Genomic DNA, 21233 nt, shown 5'->3' with positions numbered 1-21233 from the left:
ATGTACTTAATTTATGACTTGGAAAGCAGCTTTAGCAACGATGTAGACAGCCCTAAGGATTTCCGAGAACTGCTGGAAATTGGCGCAGTGATTATGGATGAAGACTATAACCTCATTGATTCGTTCCAATCTTATGTTGCTTTGAAGTTTTACTCGCTAACACCCGAGTGTAATGACTTCTTAGACGGTATCCAGCAACACATTGAACAAGCCGATAGTTTGCCGGTAGTTTGGGAACAATTTGAAGAGTGGCGGCAGCAATATCCCATCACTAAAACAGCGGCCTGGGGCGTTTCGGATGAAACCTATCTCAAAAGCCAACTTGAACGCTACGGCATTGCCACTGACTTTTTCAACATCCCCTTTGTTGACCTCAAAAAAGCCTTCCGAAAATCACGACCGGTAAAAATTCCACCCGTCGGCTTATTCAAAGCCTGCGAAATCATCGAACTTGAAATGGTCGGCAAGCACCATAGTGCTGCCGATGATGCAACCAATGCCATGCTGGTAGCCAAAGACGGCAACTTGCTAGGTAATTAATTTTCTTTCACAGCAGTAAATTCAAACCACACAGAGAGGCACAAAGATGAATAATGTAGATTGTAGTATTAAGCACTGGCAAGTAGTGACCTTTATCCATGACGATGCCAAACACAAAGTCGTTCGAGGAATTATTATTGATGACTGCAGGCGCCCCTTTGAACCGGGATACTGGGTGTGCAGTACCCCGATCATTTATGAGAATTTTGATAAGAATATAGTCCAGACCAAAAATACGTTATATGGTCTAGTAGGTGAAGGTGAGTTCCATGAAACGGATAACTTCAAGATTTATGATTTCATGTATCAAGGACTGACCTTTCAACAGGCAAAATGGGCCGTTGAAAATGGTGCCGAGACTCTTTAATCCATTAGATGTGTACTCTAATCAATAAGTATCTATAGGTTATCACCCCTGAAAACATCCATTGAATGACACTTAGGGCATCTAGGAGATGCCCTAAATGAATAACAACCACCGAATCACCAAGGCCTTAAATCTGATGTAAATTACTTATCATCAACAAAGTATTTGTAACCAACATAAGATAAACAACCTATCAGTATGGGTGCAGTAGCCACTACACCCAACCCAGTGGCCATACCACCACCAATAGCTCCCCCAACACTCCCAAGCCCTGATGTAATTCCTGTTGCTCCTAGACCACTTACAATTCCCGCTTTTGATACCAAAACAAGTGAACTACAGCTACCTACTACGGAACCAACTAAACCGGCCAGCTTTTTATTGAATTTGTTCATAATAGAATCTCCTAATTAATAGTTTCGAATTTGAATTATACTAGGTTAAAATCTTATTAAACAATTTTAGAGCCACTAGAAAACTATGTATATCAAGGAGTTATAAATCTGTCTGTCAGGCTTAAGAAACGAGTAATAAGAAATGATTACCGTATACAGGTTAAAGTTATAAAGCAGCTGTATGACTGGCTAAACTTTTCTTATAAATCAATAAGCTCTACATTTAATGTCAAGGAGGAGTTGAAAGTTTTTTGTGGGCGAGCTGTTGAGCGTCGATTAATATATTGCATGTTGAATGAAGCTGATAGTAATGGTGTTACCCTCCAAGAAAGATTATTGAGAGATATACACTCCAACATCCCCAATTTACAAGAGTTAACTATTGACTATGAAGGCCTACACGACATAGCCCCCCAAAGCCAAGTTGCAGACCTGATGCCAGAAGTTTCAGCAGTATCCTTGAACTTAATATTATATATAACCAATTATATTTTTATTACCTACCAGAAAGAGCTAGTTGACAGAATAGAAAATACAAATGCTTATAAAGCTTTCAAGAAAGTAGGTTTAACTGATAAAGAAATAATATCAACAGTAGTATGTATTAACATAGCGATAAGCTATATACATAAAGAAAGGTATCAAATAATAGAAAAAATAAAAGAGTTAGACACTAAGTTTACATGTAATCTTAACCTATCAAACAAAGCACCAAAAGAAGAGCATTTGTTTTTTGATAATACACAAGAAATCATTGCTTATATTAGTCTTTGGTCATCAGTCCATCTCCTACGCATAAAAACATTATTTTTAAAATTAAAGGCGAAGCTTCGAGGAAACAATTTTGAGCTTGCGCGTAATTTCTTTGGTGAACTGACAGTGTCTGAGCTGTCAGTTTTGAGCTTGTTTGAACAAGGAAATATTGCTGAAAAGCTACTTTTAGTAAATAACACTGTGAGTCTAGATTACTTGAAAAGAGTGCTGAAAAAAGATCCTATAGTTAAATATAAGCATATTAAAGTCACTTTAGATACAAAACATACTAGAATGTTAAGAATAATTGCTAACAAGTACGACATTAATGCACAGAGAAATACAGCTCAACTCAATATTGCCGGCTTAGTACTAGGAAATGAGCTAGTGTCACCAATTGGACTACTATCAGAAGTTTGTGAATCTCATTTCTTTTTTAAGCAGCTAATCAGCTTCCTGGAGAGTTTAGATATCCAGCCAGAAGAGCAATATGATATGTTTGATAAGGTTTCTTATGTGGTCAATCATTATAACTTTAATAGTATTAAAGCTTTTAAAGAGCTCGTACAGGATTTGATTATATAAACCCCTCCAACTTTAATGCTTAAAACGTTTTGCCTCCTTGTTAATAGTTTAATTAATGCCAAGAGATATGGCGCCATAGAAAGGTTCTGATAGGAAAACACCGATTCCCCAGCTATGCGGAGCAGCGATATAGAACACACCAGCCTCAACTAGAAGTGCAATCAAAGCCTGTGTTAGAAAATTCCAGTTCAATGCGTAATCCTTATGTAGTATTAATTGACTACTTTGGACTTAATTTTTAGAAGGCGTGGCTTTTGGGTTAGGATGTATTGTAGCTCCTATCTTAGGAAACCTTTTGTTTAATTCTTTAAACTTCTTAACAATGCCCTTTAGTCCGCGGCCATCAAAAGCATTATGATATAAGACATCAATTAGCATAATCTCAAATGCTGTGGCCTCAAACCAGTCTACATCTGATTTATAGCCAATAACCGCTAAAGCTTGAGTTATTTCTCTAAAAGCTTCAATCCCTTTATCCGTAGTGTTTAATGTGCTGCAGGATGCAAGTATGATCACCTTGTTTTTGCAAGCACCTTGTAGTATTTGCCCTAGTTCATCAATACTAAAGTCGCCATTTGATAGCTCAATTAACTGCTCCTTTCCATGAAACCCCAAATAAAGTATAGGATAATTGCTATACCTCTTTTGCTTAAACTTCTTAAGATAAAACTTTAGCTCTTCTTTAGTTGCAGCATCCTTATATATGTATTTAAGACCGTTTGTTTGAAGCAAGTCTAAACCAGGTTTAATCGTAATGGTTGACCTTAGATCTGAATCCCAAAGCCCTTCAATACAAAACACATGCTTCCATGAATCTTTTTTGCTCATTATTCGTACCTATTGTTGTCAATATTTCCATTTCATTAATAATAGTGTTGTTAACCATCACGATTTACACTGAGTCAAATCTATTGGATTGCACAATATCTTATCACCAACCGGAATACTTTGTGGACTTTTATAAAGCAAATTGATATCTTGAATTGTTATTAAAATTCAATTGGTTAACAAGATATTTGCCTATTTAAAATCTCTTGTTATATGTCGCTTAATCTCACTTTATTTGTCGCAGATGCTCATAACATATTGAATTCAAATAATGGCAATCTCATCTTATGTGTCGGCTTACGCATTTAACAGTTGGGGGAACAGAGGAGCTAAGAGACGTCTAACTCCTCTTCCAAGAGCCTGGCAAGCAATTGTCAGGCTTTTTTATTGGCTAAAATAGGATATAAAATTAAATGGACTTACCGAGCGTTTTCTTTAACAACTTTCTTCAGATCTTAGTTCAGCTCTGGTGGCTGATTCCTGTATTATTTATACTGGGTTTCCTGCAATCGCCCTACATCAAAGGCAAGGCTGGAGAAAGGCGTGTAAAGTCGGCTTCATCTAGATTAGACCCTAGCCGTTATACTATTTTCCACGATGTTACTTTGTCGACCCACGATGGAACCACCCAAATTGACCACATCATTATTTCCAGGCAAGGTATTTTTGTTATTGAGACCAAAAACTATTCAGGTTGGATATTTGGCTCAGAAAAGGACCGCTTTTGGACACAGGTAATTTATAAAAACAAGAACAAGTTTCAAAACCCTTTATTCCAAAACTACAAACATATCAAAGTACTTCGAGACCTTCTGCAACTACCCATTCAATATTTTCATTCAGTGATTGTCTTTGCAGATAACTCGGCTTTCAAAACCAGCTTGCCTGCCAATATCATTAGAGATTATCAATTAAATAACTATATAAGCAGGTTTGATGATGTACTATTAAAGGATAGTCAACTCTTTGAAGTGAGATGCAAAATTGAAGATAACAAACTGCCTGCTGGAGCAAGAACTAACCGCATTCATAGAAATAATTTGAGCAACTTATAATCATGCCGTAAAAAATACTGAAGGTTCATGCTAACCTCCAGTATTACTAGACGCTTTAAAATAAATAGGGATCAGGGTTGGGTGCTTTGGGCAATACCTCAATACTGTAAGCAAACAAAGTTGGGGTAACATGGCTCGAAAGTTCCATATCAACCGATCCTGCCTTAGCTTCTAAAGCAAGACTAACAGTCTTATCCTTACTGCCAAATGCTAGTGACTTTGTTAGCAGCTGGTTACCCTCAACATCTGAAATTAAGATAATAACCGATTTCGCCTCCTGAATTTTAGAACCTGACTTCCGTACCATATTCTTTATTTCAGTACTAAAGACTAGTTCATCAGCTCTCGAAGAAATGTTTATACCCTGGGTTTCCAACTCAGCACCATTGTGATCTAACAAAGTATAACTAATTAATAAGTCATCTTTGGAAGTGTAATTATTGTGCTTGATTCTACCTGTGACACGAATTTTCTTTTCATTGCTGGTTTTCTTATCCTTATTTATGACAAGCCCAGGATGTAACTTGATGCCTTTAAGTCGACTGACTACAGATAATCTTGGATTTAACCTTACTTTTGCCTTGATAAGTTTAGTCGATCTTTTTTTCTCAGGGGCTTTAAACTTCTTGTGTAATAAACCTTGAGAGACTTTAATTCTCTTTGCTGATTTAAGTTTTTTTGTTTCAGTTGTCTGAAGCCGGTTAACGGTTTTGATTCTATTAATAGTTTTTACATTCAGGAGCTTACTGGTTATTTTGCTAGCATTTTCCTGTGCCTCTTTTTTAACTAAAGCATGAATTAATGGTGTTCTGGCAGCTTCATAAGCAATGATTGTGCTCTGCTTTTCATCGCTTGACTCTACCTGTCCAACTTCTTTAATATCAACACCATCATGCATCTTCAACAGTGCATTCTTTATGAAGTAAACACTGGATATCGCTGTTGGAGCTTCCCCATCCCCTTTTCCGTTTGAAAAAGTAGAGTTTAAGCTTCTCCAGTATCTTGCCTGCAGGAAGTCTTTACTAAGCCACTCACGGGTAACAAGCACACGAACATATTCGATCGATGCTGATCTGAAGTTCTTCAATACATAATCAAGCTCTTCATTATCAACCTTAAAAAGAAAACAGATCTCAGGGGTAATGTACTCCTCTATATCTTCTTTGGTTAACACCAACCTTTGCCAATATCCCTTTTCCTCTGGCTCTAATAGAGGTTTAAGAGGTGATAAAGTAACTGCGGCATAGTCTTCAGTTGAACTTAGCCTTGTTCTAAGTCTTGACTGGAGTAAGTGTAGATACTTATTTCTCTCGTCTTCGAAACCGGCATCGGCATCTGATGTATTCAAAACCTTTAGCGCTGCTTCTACCTGGTTCTTTTTACCGATTGCAATCCATTCAGCCTGAATACGCTCCAGCTTTTGCTGCAATAACTCCACTACGGTATTGTCACCTGAAGATCGGGCTTGCGAAATTTCTAGCTGCATATCCAAGTATTTATTTGCATATTCTTCATACAAGGTATAAGCATCACTTGCTACAGGGATGCCCGACTCATTGTCTGGGAATAGAAACTTCTTGGCCTCCAGCAACTCCTCTGAATCAGAGCCGACTTTACCAGCAAATTCAGAATGACGTAATACCTTCTCATAAACCCTATTTAATATAGGATATTCATCCGTCAGAGAAACCGTCGGACTAAATCTTGGACTGATGTTAAGTAGTTTGTCGTGCAGGTGAGCTTTAGTATCATCCAGCTGGATATCAAGATTAGTCGTATCAGGTTCATTGTCATCATTATCTGATGAAGGTGCTGCTCCATTGCCGTTAGAGTACAGCTCAGCTAAAGGGATAAGCTCATCGCCCATCGGATAGCCCATTGGACTGTAATCCATGAAAGTTAAAAATTGATTTTGGAATGTTAACTTGACCTCATCGATTGAGTGGCTTGCGATATCAAGCCCTTCTCGCTCGGAAAGAGCCGCCGCAAAGGCGGCTCTTATCACTTTACTCCCTGCTCCAGAGAGCTCAATATAATCACTCATACTTAGCTCCTATATCCACTGCTCTTCAGGGAAAGAGTCGAAATCAGGGTTTGGCGAGTTTTTAAGGTAAATACTAGACATCCCTACCAGGTAGATACCATCAGCACGAATCTCTCCGAAACTTCCTGCTCGTGAATAGCTGGTATTAATAGTAGTATTTTCATGCTCCGCACTTGCGCCAAAACCAAAAATAGAAACACCGGCTTTACCAGAAATTTCCTCTCGCTCTCTCTCTGATAGTCTGGCGAGTGCTTTTGAGCGAACAACAAGGTTTTTAATGAAGTAAACCGTCATCGGAATAGCTTTCAAAAGCCCTTCTTCTGGTGGGGTTTTACCATCCGATAGTTTGGTTATTTGAGCCACTGGATCAATAGGTTGATTCGTTCTTGGATCAACTGTTGTGTATGCTCGTGACTCGATAAAGTCTTTCGCAAACCATGGGCGGTCAATAAGACCTTGAACTATCTCAAAGCTGATTTCAAAGTACTCTGAAAAGAACTCTGCATTACGTTTCGTCTTTTCATGAGAGGCACTGGCGTCGATTGTCCCGAAGCTGAAAGGTAAATCTACTCCCCCGGATGTCTTAGAATTCTTAAACTTACGCTCATTGCTCATACTATCGGAGCTAATAGTAACTTCCATCATCCCTTTGGAGTTAAGAATACCATTCGGGCGTAGTGCCGTGTAGTAAGCAGACTCCGACAAAAGAGATGAACCTAATTCTTCATCAGCAAAAAGCGATGCTAAAATTTGGTTACCTTCAAAACGCTCACGTAACTCAGATAAATACTCAGGCATACCTCCTTGCGAAAGTTGCTCGATACGAGCAAGTATGCTTTCCACTAAAGTTTTACGCCCTTGCGCTTCCCAGCGTTGTTTTGCCGCTCTGATCTTACGCATCAAGATCTTTTTACGCAGTCCGGCATTAGGATCATTAGGACTGATCTTTTTCAGCTCATCCAAAGCGCTCATAACCACCGTATCATAATTAATTGATAGAGCATCATAAAGCTTCATTGCTGTTGTCTCTTCGGAGATAGTGTTAGGGTCGGTAACAAAATCTCCTTGAGATGCACCATCAGATAGAACATCATCAAGGTTAAAGTCTTCATCATCTAAAGAAGATAGCAACTCATCATCAGACAAATCATCAGAGGACGATGAGTCATTTAGAAGAGAATCGATATCATCGGTTTCAGCTACTGGAGCATCAACTTTATCTTCTTCGGCAGGCTCTTTGTATAATAGAGCACGAAGTTTACTAAGCTTTTCTTTATCCTCTTCTGAACGAGAATTATTGACTACGCGGCAGTTACTTAGCACTGATTCGTAGGCATTTGATATTTTCTGACCACTCGCAATAAGGGTATTAATATCAATAATCTCACCTTTTTGGTCTTTACTAATTTCAGGGACATAATCAACAATAGAAGCAAAATTTATTGCAGAACGCATCAGGTCATTATTGGTAAACCCTTTATCCTTCCATTCCTGCGCTTTAGGCCCAATATCCATAAAGGCAGCCAGCTCAGGTCCAAAAGGAATCGGTGGCATGAAGTAGTGAAAAGCTGCATTATCTGGTGCATTACCCTCAATCATAGATTGAATTTCACCATACATGTGGTCGCGCATATCTGCAGCGGTAAGATTCTTTATTTCGTCTTTAGCTAATTTAGGCATGTTGTAACTCCTTTACAGTTTATTTTATTTAAATATTATGAAATCTTTATCGCCGTAACCTCTGCTACGAGCGCAAACTTCATATCCATTACTACCACCATCGTCGTTAGTATTACCTTCGATGGTCCTAAATACTCGCTCACCTGCAGTTGTAACAATTCCGGTATGAGTCCAGTCGGTAGAAGTATTACGTACCAAAAAGATTGATCCTTCAGGTAAATTTTCATGATCAATGTCTCTTTCAGAGACAAATATTCCTTCTCTTTGTGCTTGCGCAGCGAGAGTGTCACAACTACCAGACGTTTGTATAGGCAATTCAATATTTAAAGCTTCAGCAGCTTGCTTCATACAAAAACTAATAAATCCAGCGCACCAATATTGATAAGGACCATCCGCTCCCTTCATATAAAGCCTTACCCAAGGTCCTTTATTATCGCCACCGAACTCTCTTGGGTGCATTTTTAGATGAGCTACAGCAAATTCTGCTACAGCTTGATTAAAAGGCATTGATTGATTGATCTGATTTTCGAGAACAGCTTCCATTGGTGCAACGAACGTTCTAAAGGTGTGCTCATCAACAACTCCCGTAGGAGGTATATCATTAGCATATTGGAAGTTCATGACAGCATCTTCAGTAACATAGCCATAGGCACCGTCAACTACTACTCCAAAGTTATGATAACAGAGCCATTCCTGGACTCGCTTCGCTGCATTACCTCGGCTACCTCTCTTGGTAACCCTCTCCATTTCGATCTCTTCTTTGATGTAACTTCTAAGATCTGAATATTCAGACTTGATATGCATATAGACTCCTTGTTGTGTTGCAGTTGCAGTTCCATTTACGTTGTTCATACTAAATTTTTATAATGGATAAACAAGAAGACCTTAATGGAGTGTCATTAGAGGTAAGTGCTGAAAGTTATACAAAAACCTGAGAGACTTTCTTAGAATTTATTGCGGATAGTAAATAGCCAGCTTGCTGTTGAAGGAGCTAAGCTTTACTTAATAAAGTAGGTAAATACTCATATATAACATACAGTTATAACTACTAGCCATTATTCTTCTGAATATGTTTATATTCAATATAATAAGCATGTTCCTTCATCAATAGCGTATAAATATACTTTTTTGAAATGCAAATATGAGAACAGTGAATAGCCAATTACGGACGACCAATTGAGACATATCTCACGCATAGAGGAGAGTATAAGTTGCGACTGCGATCACTATCTCGTAGGAGCTTATTGAGGCGAAATATTTCTCTCTATCAATCTTCTTAAAATAAAACCACTTAAGCCTGATGCAAACAAGGCACTTAATATAAGCGGTAATGGAATCGATTGGCTTAACTTATTTAACAGCGCAGACTGCGGCAACAACATAATAAGACCCACTATCATAGCAGCAGCAATTAATGAGCAGAGTAAATAAGTTAGCAACTTGCTGGTCTGCTGCTTACAATGGCGTTGGCTAATGTGTTTTGTGATGCGCTCTACCAGCAATGGCGATGGTTGTTCTTCCGGTTGCTGCTCCAGTAGCTCATAAAGGCTCTGGTACTCCCTGAGCTCTTCAAGATCAGAATATTCACTGGCTACAGCTTTATCCATAGCCTGTTCCTGGATACGCCACAATTTTTTATCGATATCGTTACTCATAAGTACTCTCTCTTGGCATGCAGTATTTGTTTCAAGCGCTTCCTGGCGCGAAACAGATGACTTTTAATGGTGCCTTGGGGTAAATCGGTTATTTCAGAAATTTCGGATAAGGTCAGCTCTTCAAGGTGATATAGACTCACTATGGTTTGCTGGAGAACTGGAAGCTGTCTCATGGCAGTTTGCATCTGCTTTTGTAGTTGTTGCTTCTGAAGGTCTTCAAACTGTGAATGACCAGTCTCGTCTTCAGCTGCCTCTGCTTCAACATAAAATTCTTCAAGCTGCCTACCCTTCTTTTGTAAAAAGCGTACCGCAAAATGATAAGCTATCCGACCAATCCAGGTGGATAATTGACTCTCGCCTTTGTACTGACCTAACTTGTTATACACCTGCAAGAACACCTCCTGACTTAACTCAAGGGTATCTTCAGAATTTTGCACCAGTCTTGAGATAATGTGCCAGACCAGCTTTTGATAGTTCTTAACCAAAACTTCAAAGCTTCCGGGTTCATTATTCAAAACTCTTTTGACAAGAGTTAAGTCATTCATACCTAAATAGATGCAACTAATCGTCTATCGGTTGCAACTTATTGAAAAAAGTGCAACCGAATCTGAGTATGTGGTATCTATTGTTATAGAAATTCACCGAAATCCTTTTTGAGAGGCGTTTATGTTCGACATTATTGCCATACTTATCCCAGTCATACTAGCAATATGTATCGTCATTATTGTGCGAATTATTAATGATACCAGTTTACGAAAACGCCTTGCAGAAACACAAACCGAAAAAGAGGTTGTTGATTCACTGCTCGACAGCCAGGCAGAACAAACCAGGCGCTCATTATTTTGCTGGGGCTTCTCCATCCTAATGGCTGGCATGGCTATGGTCGTTATCGGTATCTTCGAGCTTAGCGCAGATGATCCTCTAGCTTACGGCATTATCTTTATTGCTGCGGGTCTAGCCCTACTATTTTGCCATCAGTTTTTGAGGGTCAAGCGGTAACTATAACCACAGCATTTTTAACTTAGTTTAAAAACCTCCAAAAAACTTTAACTTCCACCACATAAAGGAATTTACTATGTTTATAAAACATACGCTCGCGCTCGCCTGCATGATTTGCACAACAGCCTGCACGGCAAGCAGTAATATCTCTGACAAACATAAAGTAGACGACCATTTTTCGGCCCCGCCCCAGGTTGAAAAGCTCATTAGGCACTATGCTGAACAAGCCCAAATCCCTGGCGTTGCGGTTGCTTATATCAAAGACGGCAAAACTCAATGGGTAACCGTTTATGGTGTGGCTAATGAATCATCCCTTGTCACAGAGAGCACCTTATTTAATGTCGCCTCATTAACCAAGCCGGTATTTAGCATGCTGACTTTGCAGTTAGTAAATGAAGGCAAACTATCGCTTGACGAATCGCTTTCACCATACTGGATTGATCCGGACGTTAAAGACGATCCAAGACACACTCAATTAACTGCAAGATTGGCGCTCAGCCATCAAGCCGGCTTTACTAACTGGCGCGGCAGTAACCCACTGTCTTTCATGTTCAGTCCAGGTCAACGTCATGAGTATTCAGGAGAAGGCTTTGATTATTTACGCAAAGCGATTGAAATAAAAACTGAAACGGCAATGCCTCAACACATGACTGACTACATCACTAAACCGCTAGCAATGGATAATACTTACTTTGGCTGGCAGCCGGATATGGATGCTAATATTGCCAACCGCTACGATGAAGCAGCTCAAGCAATAGAGCGCAAATCTTTTTATAAAGACAGTCATTCTGCAGCCTGCTGCACCCTGACAACCATTAAAGACTATTCAAAATTCATTGCCTGGGTTGCGCAAGGTGCTGGACTATCTGATGAGCTTTTATCGGAAGTTCAAACCTTGCAATCCCAGCATGACAACCCTGTCGAGTATTATGGTTTGGGCTGGCGATTGATTGAATTTAATAGGCAGACTTTTCTGATGCATGACGGGCGCGAACCTGGCGTACGAGCTTTTACCACCGTATCGACAGAAACCGGAGAAGGCCTGGTCATTTTAACCAACAGCTCAAATGGAGAACTGCTCTATCGCCCCTTGATACAAGCAACTCTGTCAGCCCAGGAAGACTATTTAGCACAAACTGACAAAGATGCCTGGGTCTATTTAACTTCGGTTCCTAAGGAAGTCCAGCCAAGAATGATACAGTTTATTGCTCAGTCACCCTCATTCGTATCGAAAGCTTTGTATGCGGCGAATGAAGCAGTTTTTTCACAGCCGGCTGTACAATCAAATAACAAGGAACTAGCAAGGCAACAAAAGAAAGCCGAAAATTATATTGATGAGTATGTACTGGAGATGGTTAATAAACACAAGGACGGAAAAGCCTTCATCCATGTCATGGAAGCTTTGAGTCAATCTGATGATGACGCAATTTTACTTGAGCATGATCTAAGAGGAATCGTCACGGTTGATGGTTGGGTTACTCTATTAAAGCAAGCAACCGAAGCAAAATAGTTAGTGTGAGCTATATTGCTCAAGATAAACAAAGTAGCGCCAATCAATGGTGCTACTTCTTGATTTTTACAAGACAAATTAAAAAATGAAATAGCATAAAGCCGCTCAGCTAGAACCTGTTTTTGCGGTTTTTACGTCGTTTGAACATTCGAGGATTACTCCTGACAAACACTGTAACCCAGCGTTCTAAAAAGGATGCCTTCTTCCCTTTCTTAATATAAAAATAGCCAATGATAGTAATGATTAATGCACCAACGGCATCAACAATCAAGTCCCACATAGTATCGGTCAAGCCCGATGGATCGCCCAGCATAGCTTTCTGCATATTCATGCCAAAAAGACTGTCCATAGTAAATTCAAATATTTCCCAAATGACACCGAACCCCACTGCAAAAAGAAAAGCAAAGAAGGCGACAAAACCAGGTTTCATATGTAAACCGATTTCTTCAGTTTCATTGAGTATATGAACCATTAGGAAACCAATGATGCCTAACAAGAATCCTGATGTGGTATGTAATGCCATATCCCACCACCAGAAGCGTGTGTAGTAATCTCTAATCTCACCTAAAAATAATGCTGCAAAAATAAATGCAATGGCCATCAAAGCAAAAATGGGAGGGATGTATACATGAAAAAACTTTGCCAGCACAAAGGGTGCTAAAGTGACTAGTATAATCCCCGTGGTGATAGTTGCTGTAAACCATTGCTGATTCCATAATGCGACAATCACCTCAAGCAACAAAATAAGTTGCAGGACTATGGTGATCCTTCTGTGAATCTGTGACTCTTTCATAGATTTCGGTTATTGACTCTCTGCCTGTTTCTCGATGTATTCTCTTATCAGAATATCATTCACGTATAAGTCTTCTATCGTCCCCTTGCCATTGAGTATCCGAATTTTGGCATAAACATCCTCAACCTGTTCCCTTTGTCGTCTCCACACCGCTGATTCAATCTTTGGTGCATTTTCCTCAGAGGCAAAATAGCGATCGAACGGTAAACTGACCAAAAAGCCCCCGTCATAACCTCGATAAAAGGTTTCAAGGTACAGATAGTCCTGCCCCTCTTCCGGTTTAACATCGGTTAAAACTTCCAGTACGGCGTAACCATCATCATCCACTCCGACTAATGCGTATACCCAGTCTTCACTTTCAATATTTGATCCTTCCATAACAGGGATCACTTCCTGGTCAGCAGCATAACTTAGAGTCACATAGCGCCCGCGAAATGGATCGTAGGGGTCGATTGGGCGCGTTTTAAATTTATAAGCCGCTCCTTCTGTCAAAATTTGATTTTGCTCAAAAATCATATAACCCGGAATAGCAAGTTGAATGGCAAACAGTACAATTAATAGAATCAATGTTGGTTTCATGCTACATCCTCCTGTTGTGCTGATACATGCCCTTTGAGCTTTTTGTTGTACCAAATATTAACTCCAAGGAAGGCGCTACCAATAAAGATAAATACAATCCCTTTGAGTACAAAAGGGATATCACTATCAAAGAAACGGAATAACACTAGGAAGGAGAACCAGAGCAGGCCTGCATTAAGCAACATTAGTCTGTGTTGATTGATACCTTGCGACATGATGACTACAGAGGCAATCAAGACATACAGATTAGCAAGAGTGATATAGACCAGTTCTGGCAATTTTATTTGAATGCCGATGACTCCTAATATTGCTAGCAACATGCTCGTCGTTAAGGCCCACTGATTGATCCCGAGACGCTTAAACTTGACGACTACAAAACCAATTGTTGCCAATACCGATATTGCAAACACCAGCAAAATTAAATAATCATTAAATACAAACTTTGAGTCCGTATCGAACTTGCTGTATCGATAAAAGCCTTCCCATGTCAGCATTAGACTGATGCTGGCAATACCCAAAGCACCCGCCGATGACAAAGGATTGGCCCAAAAGCCTTGCTCTTTAAAGCCAAAGAACCACTTCCCTAATGAGTAATATAAAACCGAAAGAGCAAGTAGGATGTATATCATCCAGTCGTCTATAGGCGATTTCCAGCCAACGCTATAAACTATCGAGAAGGTACTACCAATAACCACAAACCACAACGCCCATTGGAATAGGACATACCTCTGATGCTTATAAAGGCTATATAAATAAGGGGCAAGCAACAGATAATAAAGCCAGTAAGGTTCACGCTCTAAGCCACACAGCCATAATATTAAGGCGCAGACAAGGATTAGGACTCCTGCCGAGCCGATTAAATAAAGAATGGGAATCCCCATCACCAGCCAGGTTACTAAGAAGCGTTCAAGATCACCGTAGATGTGGTAGGTCTGACTGATCAGGGCAATACTCGCTGCAACGGCAAAGAATAACAGAACACCTGAAGCTTCTCTTAACCCCGCTAGTTGCGGCTTATAACGTACAGAATACCAGGCAAGAGCCTGCGCGAGTAGCAATGGTAGGATAGATAGAACAGTTCGCGTCCCCTTACCAAAGCTTTCCCAATTGTGCGCAACTAATAAAATAATACCGCCACCAATCAAAATGGCGCCCAACGAGATGAGCAATAAGCTGCTCCAGCTTGAATAAAAACTGTCGACATGGCTGGTGGAATATCGACTCAATATTTGGGCTTGTTGTTCTTCCGCAAGAATTCCCTGCTCTACCCAATCCTCAGATTCGCGCTCAAGCCAGTTTTTTTGGTTTTTAGTACACTGTTTAGGTTCCATGAGGTCCTTCCGTTTATCGTTTACCCAACACTATAGCATTGAGATTAACGGATGCCTATTGGCTATTTTTTCTGCTAAAGTAATGTAAGTTGCTGACAAACAAAGGCTTTAACCATGATATTTATCCTTGTTGTAACGGTTTTATTGATCATGCTAACTGTAGGAGTCCACTACCAGGCCCTATATAGCATTTCAATATTTCTCGAGCGCATTAAAATAGCCGGACGCTACAAGGTAATGCTGGGTGTGCTGCTGGCCTTGATGGCACATTTCATAGAAATATGGATATTTGGGATAGCTTACTATCTGCTCGGGAATTACCACGAAAGTCCCGACCGGTTGGTTAATGTGGATGGGCAAATCATCAATGATTTTTTTAGCTGTATCTACTTTTCCTTTGCTTCATACAGCAGTTTAGGTTTTGGTGATATCGTTCCAGAGGGGCCGATTCGATTTATGTCAGGTATTGAAGCGGTTATAGGGCTAGTTTTTATAGCGTGGACGGCGTCTCTGCTTTACATTGAGATGCAAAAGCATTGGATAAAACCACACTCGAACTAAACACTGTTAAGCATAAAAAAACCGGCAACTGCCGGCTTTTTTATGTCTAGCTATATTGAGCTTACGCGAAGTTTTTCGCTGCAAAATCCCAATTAACTAATTTCCAGAAATGATTCAAGTATTCTGGGCGGGCATTTCGGTAATCAACATAGTAAGCATGTTCCCAGACGTCAACGGTCAACAAGGGAGTCATGCCTGCGTCAGTGATTGGCGTACCAGCATTGCTAGTGTTAACAATTTCTAAAGCGCCGCTTGAGTTCTTCACTAACCAAGTCCAACCAGAACCGAAGTTGCCAGTAGCGCTAGCTGTGAATTTCTCTTTAAAGTCAGCGAATGAACCAAATGCTGAGTTAATCGCGTCAGCTAGTGCACCTGATGGTTCACCACCACCATTTGGGCTCAAGCTGTTCCAGTAGAAGGTATGGTTCCATACCTGAGCAGCATTATTGAAAACACCACCTTCAGACGTACGGATAATATCTTCCAATGATTTACCAGCAAAGTCAGTGCCGTCAATCATCTTGTTCAAGTTAGTCACATAGGCTTGATGGTGCTTGCCGTAGTGATAATTGATCGTTTCTTCTGAAATATGTGGCGCTAACGCATCACGGTCATAGGGTAATGCAGGAAGTTCAATTGCCATGTTTCTCTCCTGGGTTGAAAAATGGGTTATAAAAAATTAGTTATTACGTCACTGTAAAGGGCATACATTCTAACACGATCAATTCTACGACCCAATAGAACCAAGCTATCGTAAGACCAAATTTGTCGAGTCTGTTGTCCTTTAATCGGCTTTGACTTTCTCCGCCGTTCCCTTATTATCATTGTTCATTTCATCAATAATAAAAGACAACTATGCAAATATTAATCTTGGCTTGCGCCTTCACGTGTGGCTTTTTGATTATGACGATAGAATTGCTTGGGGGCAAAATTCTATCACCCTACTTCGGCGGTAGCGTCTATGTCTGGGGAAGTATCATTACCGTCTTTATGTTGGCTCTTTCCATTGGCTACCTATTAGGCGGGAAACTGTCATTAAATAATCCAAACACACGTAAATATGGCATCATATTCATGTTGGCAGCACTTACAGTTGTCCCCTTAACCATGGGGCACGTGGCTGTTTCGGAGTGGGTGTTCGACTTTACTGAAGATCCTCGATACGGTTCTTTACTCGCTTCGACCATTCTGTTTCTAATCCCAACCATCATTTTAGGCATGATCGCGCCCTACTCGGTCCGATTACTGGTGAGAACCACACACAGCAGTGGCCAAACTGCAGGCTTTCTTTACTTTGTCTCAACCCTAGGTAGCGCAGGTGGCACTTTAGCCACCTCATTTTATCTAGTACTATGGTTTAAGATTGATCATATTTTGTACGGCTCAGCACTGATACTATTTACTATTGGTGTGATTGCTTTTTTCTTCCCACAACCGCCTCTGTCCGCAAGAACAGTTTCCACTAACGAAAAGGCCGAATAGGATGTTTATGAAATCATTTATCATAAAAACAATTCTGGCTTCGCTAACGGCTTCAATCCTTTTGCTCGCCGTTGCTCAAAAAGCCGATGCCAAAATTATTGAGCAAGAGCGCTCACTTTATCAGAATGTCTATATGGTTGAAGAGTATGGCATGCACTGTATGCGCTTTCGCAAGAAAAATAAAAATGACCTCAGCCAGTCCTGCATATTTCTTGATGCACCCGAAATTTTTGTCTTCGATTATTACAAACAAGCCATGGGCGTCACCTTTTTTGTTGAAGACCCTAAAGAAATTTTGATTATTGGCCTGGGCGGTGGCGTGTTAGCGAATACCTTTGGCGAACTTTATCCTGAAGCTCATATCACTTCGGTGGAAATTGACCCAGTCGTCGCCAAAATGGCTAAGAAATACTTTTCTTATGACGACTCCAAGCCAAACTTCGAAACTCATATTCGTGATGGTCGAGTCTTTGTCAAACGTGCTCTAAAAGACGACAAGCGCTATGACCTGATTTTGCTGGATGCTTTTAACAGCGACTATATTCCAGAACATATGATGACAAAGGAATATCTGGAAGAAGTTAAAGAGCTCGCTAAAGACGATGGCATCATCATGGCGAACACATTCAGTACCAGCGACCTGTTTCATCACGAGTCAGCCACATATGCTGAAGTTTTTGGGCCAATGTATCAAATCAACTTCAAGGATAAGAAAACTAACCGCGTTATCGTGGTTAGCAACAAAGAGCTACCAGGAAAACGTGAGCTGTTGAAGAAAGCCAATCAGATGAAAGGCGTATTGCAAATATATGGTGTAGACACCCTCGCCCTGCTTGATGCGATCAGTGATGAGGTCAACTGGGATACTGAGGCTAGAGTCTTAACTGACCAATATTCACCTGCTAATTTGCTTAAATAGTTAGCATATTCTGGTCAATTTTTATGCTGTCACCCCACTGGCGGGCTTTTGACGTCACCGCCAGTGACACTTCTATGGATAATCTCTAATCGAAAACACAGCAAACGGAGATATTAATGGTTATCAAAAAACTACGCGAACAAAAACAATGGTCACAAGAACAATTAGCCACCTTAAGTGGTTTAAGCATCCGTACAATTCAACGGATTGAAAGTGGCAATCGCGCCAGTTTGGAATCATTAAAGTCTCTCGCTGCTGTTTTCGAAACTAATATCGAAACATTACAAAAGGAGATTATCGTGATAGACAAGAAAACAGAAGAATGGAAAGCACAGCCATGGTGGATGCGATTCAATATGTTTGGCATCAAACGCCGTAAAGACTTAATTGTTATAGAAGGTATCTGTATCGCATTGGGATTCCTGTTTTGGATTAGCAGCTTTTTCAAACCAGAACTGATGCCGGTGACACCAGCTCTCTTCCTGAGTGCTTACCTCGGTGCCTGGACAGTACGCAAAGGCGATAAAGATAAAATCTGGTAACGCTAAAAACTGTAACCAAAAAAAAGGCGCTTAATGCGCCTTTTTGTTATTACCTGATAATGGCTCGGTTAAAACTTTAACGCCTGATCAATATCAGCAATAAGGTCTTCAACATCTTCAATACCCACTGACAAACGCACCAGGTTTTCAAGAATGCCGATCTCCTGACGAATCTCATAAGGTACTGAAGCGTGGGTCATAATCGCAGGGTGATTAGACAAGCTTTCCACACCACCTAAGCTTTCAGCCAAAGTAAATAGCTTCAACTTCTCCATAAAGGTGCATGAGTTCTTAGCTGCCTGCTCTTCGGTGTCACCTTTGACCAGAATCGAGATCATACCGCCGAAACCTTTCATCTGTTTCTTAGCCAGTTCATGCTGCGGATGCGAAGCAAGACCAGGGAAATAAACCGCATCAATTTGTGGGTGCTTGGCTAAATGCTCAGCGATAATCTGACCACTGGCATTATGTTGCTTCATACGTAGTGCTAAGGTTTTAAGGCCACGCAAGGCAAGGTAGCTATCGAATGGTCCCTGAATGGCTCCCACTGAGTTATGCAGGAATGCCATTTGCTCACGCAGCTCATCATTGTCACCAACAACTGCCATACCGCCTACCATATCAGAGTGGCCGTTTAAATACTTAGTCGCCGAATGCATAACGATGTCAAAACCATAATTCAGAGGTTGTTGATTGTAAGGTGTGGCAAAAGTGTTATCAGCTACAGCAATCAAGTTGTGCTTCTTAGCAAAATCAGCGATTGCTTTCATATCCACGACTTTCAACATTGGGTTAGTCGGACTCTCAACCCAGATCATTTTGGTGTTTGGTTTGAGTGCCTTTTCCAGATTACTTAAATCAGACAAATCAACAAAAGTGAAATCAAGGTTGGCCGTACGCTTGCGAACCTTGTCGAACAGACGGAAAGTACCACCATAAAGGTCGTCCATGGCAATAACGTGAGAGCCGGCATCCAGTAACTCAAGAATGGTGCTGGTAGCCGCCATGCCCGAAGCAAATGCATAACCCTGCTTACCATCTTCCAGATCCGCCACACAACGCTCATACGCCATACGCGTTGGGTTTTGACTACGAGAATACTCATAACCCGTGTGCTCACCAGGACTTGGTTGAGCATAAGTCGAGGTAGTAAAAATAGGAGGCATAACCGCGCCAGTAATAGGCTCTGGAGATTGACCTGCGTGAATCACGCGACTACCAAATTTCAATTTTTTATCAGACATAGAATTCTTTACCTTTAAACCTTAAGGATTACTTTTAAAATCGAGGACGGTCAGCTTTGGCCTGCTCTTTCTTGTATTGTTTTACAATACGATAGGCTTTAAATATTTGTTTGTGGAATGGGATCATCAATAAGACACCTGCCACCATTATGACCCAAGGGTAATAGGGCCAACTGATAGCATTCATCAACAAACCACCACCCTGCTCATTGTTCATATAGATTTCATAGCCGGCGAAAACCACTAACGCCATGCCAATAATATCGAGTAACAATGCAATCGGAGAAAGTTTGAATACTTCTGGTTGTTGCACTTTTTGTTCCGAGGGTTGAGTCATTACAAAAACCCTTTCTCTTTCATCCACTCGTCGTTATACATTTTCGATAAGTAACGATTACCGGTATCGCAGACCAGAGTGACGACATTCTTTGGTTCCGTTTGATCCTGACAATAACGCAAAGCAGCTGCTAACAAAGTACCGGTTGAAGAACCACCCATCACTGCTTCTTTACGCATCAAATCGCGTGCAGCGTCCAAGCCTTCTTTATCGCTAACCGTATAAGCTTTATCAAACAGGCTCATATCGCAGATATCTGGAATAAAGTCTTCGCCAATACCTTCTACCACCCAGCTACCGGCTTGTTTGATTTCGCCGGTTTTCATATAGTCCGCCAGAATCGAGCCTTCCGGATCAGCCAAAACCATTTCAATATCAGGATTCTTTTCTTTCATGTAACGGCCAATACCGGTAATAGTACCGCCAGAACCGACCCCGATAACCACTGCATCAACTTTGCCATCCAGCTGTTCCCAGATTTCAGGGGCGGTAGTTTCGTAGTGCGCCTGAATATTGGCATCGTTAGAAAATTGATTGATGAAGAACCAGCCGTTTTCTTCCGATAAACGCTTAGCAACATCCTGGTAATATTCTGGATGGCCTTTGCCGACATCGGAGCGAGTGCGAAGCACTTCCGCGCCAAAAGCACGCAAGTTGTATTCTTTTTCCATGCTCATCTTGTCCGGCATAACGATCTTCAAGGTGTAGCCTTTTTGAGATGCCACCAAAGCCAAGCCTAAACCGGTATTACCGGCAGTCGCTTCAATCAGCGTATCGCCCGGTTTGATATGGCCCGCTTTTTCAGCGGCTTCAATCATGCTGACCGCAATGCGATCCTTAATCGAAGCGCCTGGGTTTTGCGATTCCATCTTGCCGAACAGACGGCATTTGCCCGTATCCAGATTCTGGAATTCCACCATTGGCGTATTGCCAATCATCTCAAGAATATTGCTGTATACCTTCATAAAACCTTCGCGTTTGGTTATAACAACCGGTTATTTGTAGAATGGCCGCTACTTTACCATATTGCACAA

The 21233-nt window shown here is 40.8% G+C and carries 25 protein-coding genes; 10 read left to right on the top strand and 15 right to left on the bottom strand.

Annotated elements, in window-relative coordinates:
• Nucleotides 1–540: an exonuclease domain-containing protein gene (locus ACN0VI_RS05985; RefSeq protein ID WP_417446111.1), complete on the top strand. Its 540-nt coding sequence runs from the start codon at nucleotides 1–3 to the stop codon at nucleotides 538–540.
• Between the two features lie 46 nt (nucleotides 541–586).
• Nucleotides 587–907: a DUF6957 family protein gene (locus tag ACN0VI_RS05980; protein WP_223671189.1), complete on the top strand. Its 321-nt coding sequence runs from the start codon at nucleotides 587–589 to the stop codon at nucleotides 905–907.
• Nucleotides 908–1050: 143 nt separating this feature from the next.
• Here the strand turns inward: ACN0VI_RS05980 and ACN0VI_RS05975 are convergent, their stop codons facing one another.
• Nucleotides 1051–1302, bottom strand: coding sequence for a hypothetical protein (locus tag ACN0VI_RS05975; RefSeq protein WP_417446110.1), 252 nt, complete (start codon nucleotides 1300–1302; stop codon nucleotides 1051–1053).
• A gap of 288 nt (nucleotides 1303–1590) precedes the next feature.
• Here ACN0VI_RS05975 and ACN0VI_RS05970 point away from each other — a divergent pair, with 288 nt between their 5' ends.
• Nucleotides 1591–2640, top strand: coding sequence for a hypothetical protein (locus ACN0VI_RS05970; RefSeq protein ID WP_417446109.1), 1050 nt, complete (start codon nucleotides 1591–1593; stop codon nucleotides 2638–2640).
• 48 nt (nucleotides 2641–2688) lie between these two features.
• Here ACN0VI_RS05970 and ACN0VI_RS05965 read toward each other — a convergent pair whose 3' ends face one another.
• Nucleotides 2689–2832 carry a hypothetical protein gene (locus ACN0VI_RS05965; protein WP_417446108.1) on the bottom strand — a complete coding sequence of 48 codons (144 nt, stop codon included), beginning with the start codon at nucleotides 2830–2832 and terminating at the stop codon, nucleotides 2689–2691.
• Nucleotides 2833–2871: 39 nt separating this feature from the next.
• Nucleotides 2872–3468, bottom strand: coding sequence for a DUF6642 family protein (locus ACN0VI_RS05960; RefSeq protein WP_417446107.1), 597 nt, complete (start codon nucleotides 3466–3468; stop codon nucleotides 2872–2874).
• A 413-nt stretch (nucleotides 3469–3881) separates the two neighbouring features.
• Here ACN0VI_RS05960 and ACN0VI_RS05955 point away from each other — a divergent pair, with 413 nt between their 5' ends.
• Nucleotides 3882–4523 (top strand): nuclease-related domain-containing protein, encoded by a 642-nt coding sequence (locus ACN0VI_RS05955; RefSeq protein WP_417446106.1) that lies wholly within the window; start codon nucleotides 3882–3884, stop codon nucleotides 4521–4523.
• A gap of 55 nt (nucleotides 4524–4578) precedes the next feature.
• Here the strand turns inward: ACN0VI_RS05955 and ACN0VI_RS05950 are convergent, their stop codons facing one another.
• The 5 genes from ACN0VI_RS05950 to ACN0VI_RS05930 all read right to left on the bottom strand — a co-directional run bounded on the left by ACN0VI_RS05950 (nucleotide 4579) and on the right by ACN0VI_RS05930 (nucleotide 10447).
• Complete coding sequence (locus tag ACN0VI_RS05950) at nucleotides 4579–6567, bottom strand: hypothetical protein (RefSeq protein WP_417446105.1); 1989 nt, start codon at nucleotides 6565–6567, stop codon at nucleotides 4579–4581.
• Between the two features lie 9 nt (nucleotides 6568–6576).
• Nucleotides 6577–8247, bottom strand: a complete 1671-nt coding sequence (locus ACN0VI_RS05945) for a hypothetical protein (protein ID WP_417446104.1) — start codon at nucleotides 8245–8247, stop codon at nucleotides 6577–6579.
• A gap of 24 nt (nucleotides 8248–8271) precedes the next feature.
• Nucleotides 8272–9051: a peptidoglycan-binding domain-containing protein gene (locus ACN0VI_RS05940; protein WP_417446103.1), complete on the bottom strand. Its 780-nt coding sequence runs from the start codon at nucleotides 9049–9051 to the stop codon at nucleotides 8272–8274.
• Between the two features lie 437 nt (nucleotides 9052–9488).
• Nucleotides 9489–9902 carry a hypothetical protein gene (locus ACN0VI_RS05935; protein WP_417446102.1) on the bottom strand — a complete coding sequence of 138 codons (414 nt, stop codon included), beginning with the start codon at nucleotides 9900–9902 and terminating at the stop codon, nucleotides 9489–9491.
• Nucleotides 9899–10447, bottom strand: coding sequence for an RNA polymerase sigma factor (locus ACN0VI_RS05930; RefSeq protein WP_417446101.1), 549 nt, complete (start codon nucleotides 10445–10447; stop codon nucleotides 9899–9901). Before ACN0VI_RS05930 ends, ACN0VI_RS05935 begins: the two co-directional genes overlap by 4 nt.
• 121 nt (nucleotides 10448–10568) lie before the next feature.
• On the opposite strand from ACN0VI_RS05930, the gene ACN0VI_RS05925 reads away from it, so the two are divergent.
• Together ACN0VI_RS05925 and ACN0VI_RS05920 are read left to right on the top strand one after the other, a co-directional pair.
• Nucleotides 10569–10901: a hypothetical protein gene (locus tag ACN0VI_RS05925; protein WP_331890768.1), complete on the top strand. Its 333-nt coding sequence runs from the start codon at nucleotides 10569–10571 to the stop codon at nucleotides 10899–10901.
• Nucleotides 10902–10977: 76 nt separating this feature from the next.
• On the top strand, nucleotides 10978–12411 hold the full coding sequence (locus tag ACN0VI_RS05920; RefSeq protein WP_417446100.1) for a serine hydrolase domain-containing protein: 1434 nt from the start codon (nucleotides 10978–10980) through the stop codon (nucleotides 12409–12411).
• Between the two features lie 109 nt (nucleotides 12412–12520).
• Here the strand turns inward: ACN0VI_RS05920 and ACN0VI_RS05915 are convergent, their stop codons facing one another.
• From ACN0VI_RS05915 to ACN0VI_RS05905, 3 genes are read right to left on the bottom strand one after another with little or no spacing between them, the layout of a single operon-like run.
• A complete protein-coding gene (locus ACN0VI_RS05915; RefSeq protein WP_331890766.1) occupies nucleotides 12521–13204 on the bottom strand; it encodes a hypothetical protein in 684 nt (227 codons plus the stop codon).
• A 9-nt stretch (nucleotides 13205–13213) separates the two neighbouring features.
• On the bottom strand, nucleotides 13214–13783 hold the full coding sequence (locus ACN0VI_RS05910; protein WP_417446099.1) for a GDYXXLXY domain-containing protein: 570 nt from the start codon (nucleotides 13781–13783) through the stop codon (nucleotides 13214–13216).
• Nucleotides 13780–15114: a DUF2157 domain-containing protein gene (locus tag ACN0VI_RS05905; protein ID WP_417446098.1), complete on the bottom strand. Its 1335-nt coding sequence runs from the start codon at nucleotides 15112–15114 to the stop codon at nucleotides 13780–13782. Before ACN0VI_RS05905 ends, ACN0VI_RS05910 begins: the two co-directional genes overlap by 4 nt.
• 114 nt (nucleotides 15115–15228) lie before the next feature.
• Here ACN0VI_RS05905 and ACN0VI_RS05900 point away from each other — a divergent pair, with 114 nt between their 5' ends.
• A complete protein-coding gene (locus ACN0VI_RS05900) occupies nucleotides 15229–15675 on the top strand; it encodes an ion channel (RefSeq protein WP_417446097.1) in 447 nt (148 codons plus the stop codon).
• Nucleotides 15676–15736: 61 nt separating this feature from the next.
• Here the strand turns inward: ACN0VI_RS05900 and sodB are convergent, their stop codons facing one another.
• Nucleotides 15737–16318, bottom strand: coding sequence for a superoxide dismutase [Fe] (sodB, locus tag ACN0VI_RS05895; protein WP_331890761.1), 582 nt, complete (start codon nucleotides 16316–16318; stop codon nucleotides 15737–15739).
• Nucleotides 16319–16530: 212 nt separating this feature from the next.
• Between sodB and ACN0VI_RS05890 the strand changes: the two genes are divergently transcribed.
• From ACN0VI_RS05890 to ACN0VI_RS05880, 3 genes are all read left to right on the top strand, one after another.
• Nucleotides 16531–17157 carry a fused MFS/spermidine synthase gene (locus ACN0VI_RS05890; protein WP_417446096.1) on the top strand — a complete coding sequence of 209 codons (627 nt, stop codon included), beginning with the start codon at nucleotides 16531–16533 and terminating at the stop codon, nucleotides 17155–17157.
• A gap of 7 nt (nucleotides 17158–17164) precedes the next feature.
• Complete coding sequence (locus ACN0VI_RS05885; RefSeq protein ID WP_417446095.1) at nucleotides 17165–18076, top strand: spermidine synthase; 912 nt, start codon at nucleotides 17165–17167, stop codon at nucleotides 18074–18076.
• Between the two features lie 116 nt (nucleotides 18077–18192).
• Nucleotides 18193–18618 carry a helix-turn-helix domain-containing protein gene (locus tag ACN0VI_RS05880; protein WP_331890758.1) on the top strand — a complete coding sequence of 142 codons (426 nt, stop codon included), beginning with the start codon at nucleotides 18193–18195 and terminating at the stop codon, nucleotides 18616–18618.
• Nucleotides 18619–18686: 68 nt separating this feature from the next.
• On the opposite strand, the gene ACN0VI_RS05875 is transcribed toward ACN0VI_RS05880, so the two are convergent.
• The 3 genes from ACN0VI_RS05875 to ACN0VI_RS05865 are packed head-to-tail and all read right to left on the bottom strand — an operon-like array spanning nucleotide 18687 to nucleotide 21164.
• On the bottom strand, nucleotides 18687–19862 hold the full coding sequence (locus tag ACN0VI_RS05875; protein WP_417446094.1) for a trans-sulfuration enzyme family protein: 1176 nt from the start codon (nucleotides 19860–19862) through the stop codon (nucleotides 18687–18689).
• 34 nt (nucleotides 19863–19896) lie between these two features.
• Entirely contained in the window at nucleotides 19897–20199 is a 303-nt protein-coding gene (locus ACN0VI_RS05870; RefSeq protein ID WP_417446093.1) for a hypothetical protein, read from the bottom strand.
• On the bottom strand, nucleotides 20199–21164 hold the full coding sequence (locus ACN0VI_RS05865; protein ID WP_417446092.1) for a PLP-dependent cysteine synthase family protein: 966 nt from the start codon (nucleotides 21162–21164) through the stop codon (nucleotides 20199–20201). The genes ACN0VI_RS05870 and ACN0VI_RS05865 overlap by 1 nt, the downstream gene beginning before the upstream one ends.
• Between the last annotated feature and the right edge of the window lie 69 nt (nucleotides 21165–21233).

This window comes from Kangiella sp. (genome assembly GCF_048265365.1).
GTDB lineage: Bacteria > Pseudomonadota > Gammaproteobacteria > Enterobacterales > Kangiellaceae > Kangiella.
This window is presented reverse-complemented; position numbering and strand designations above follow the sequence as displayed.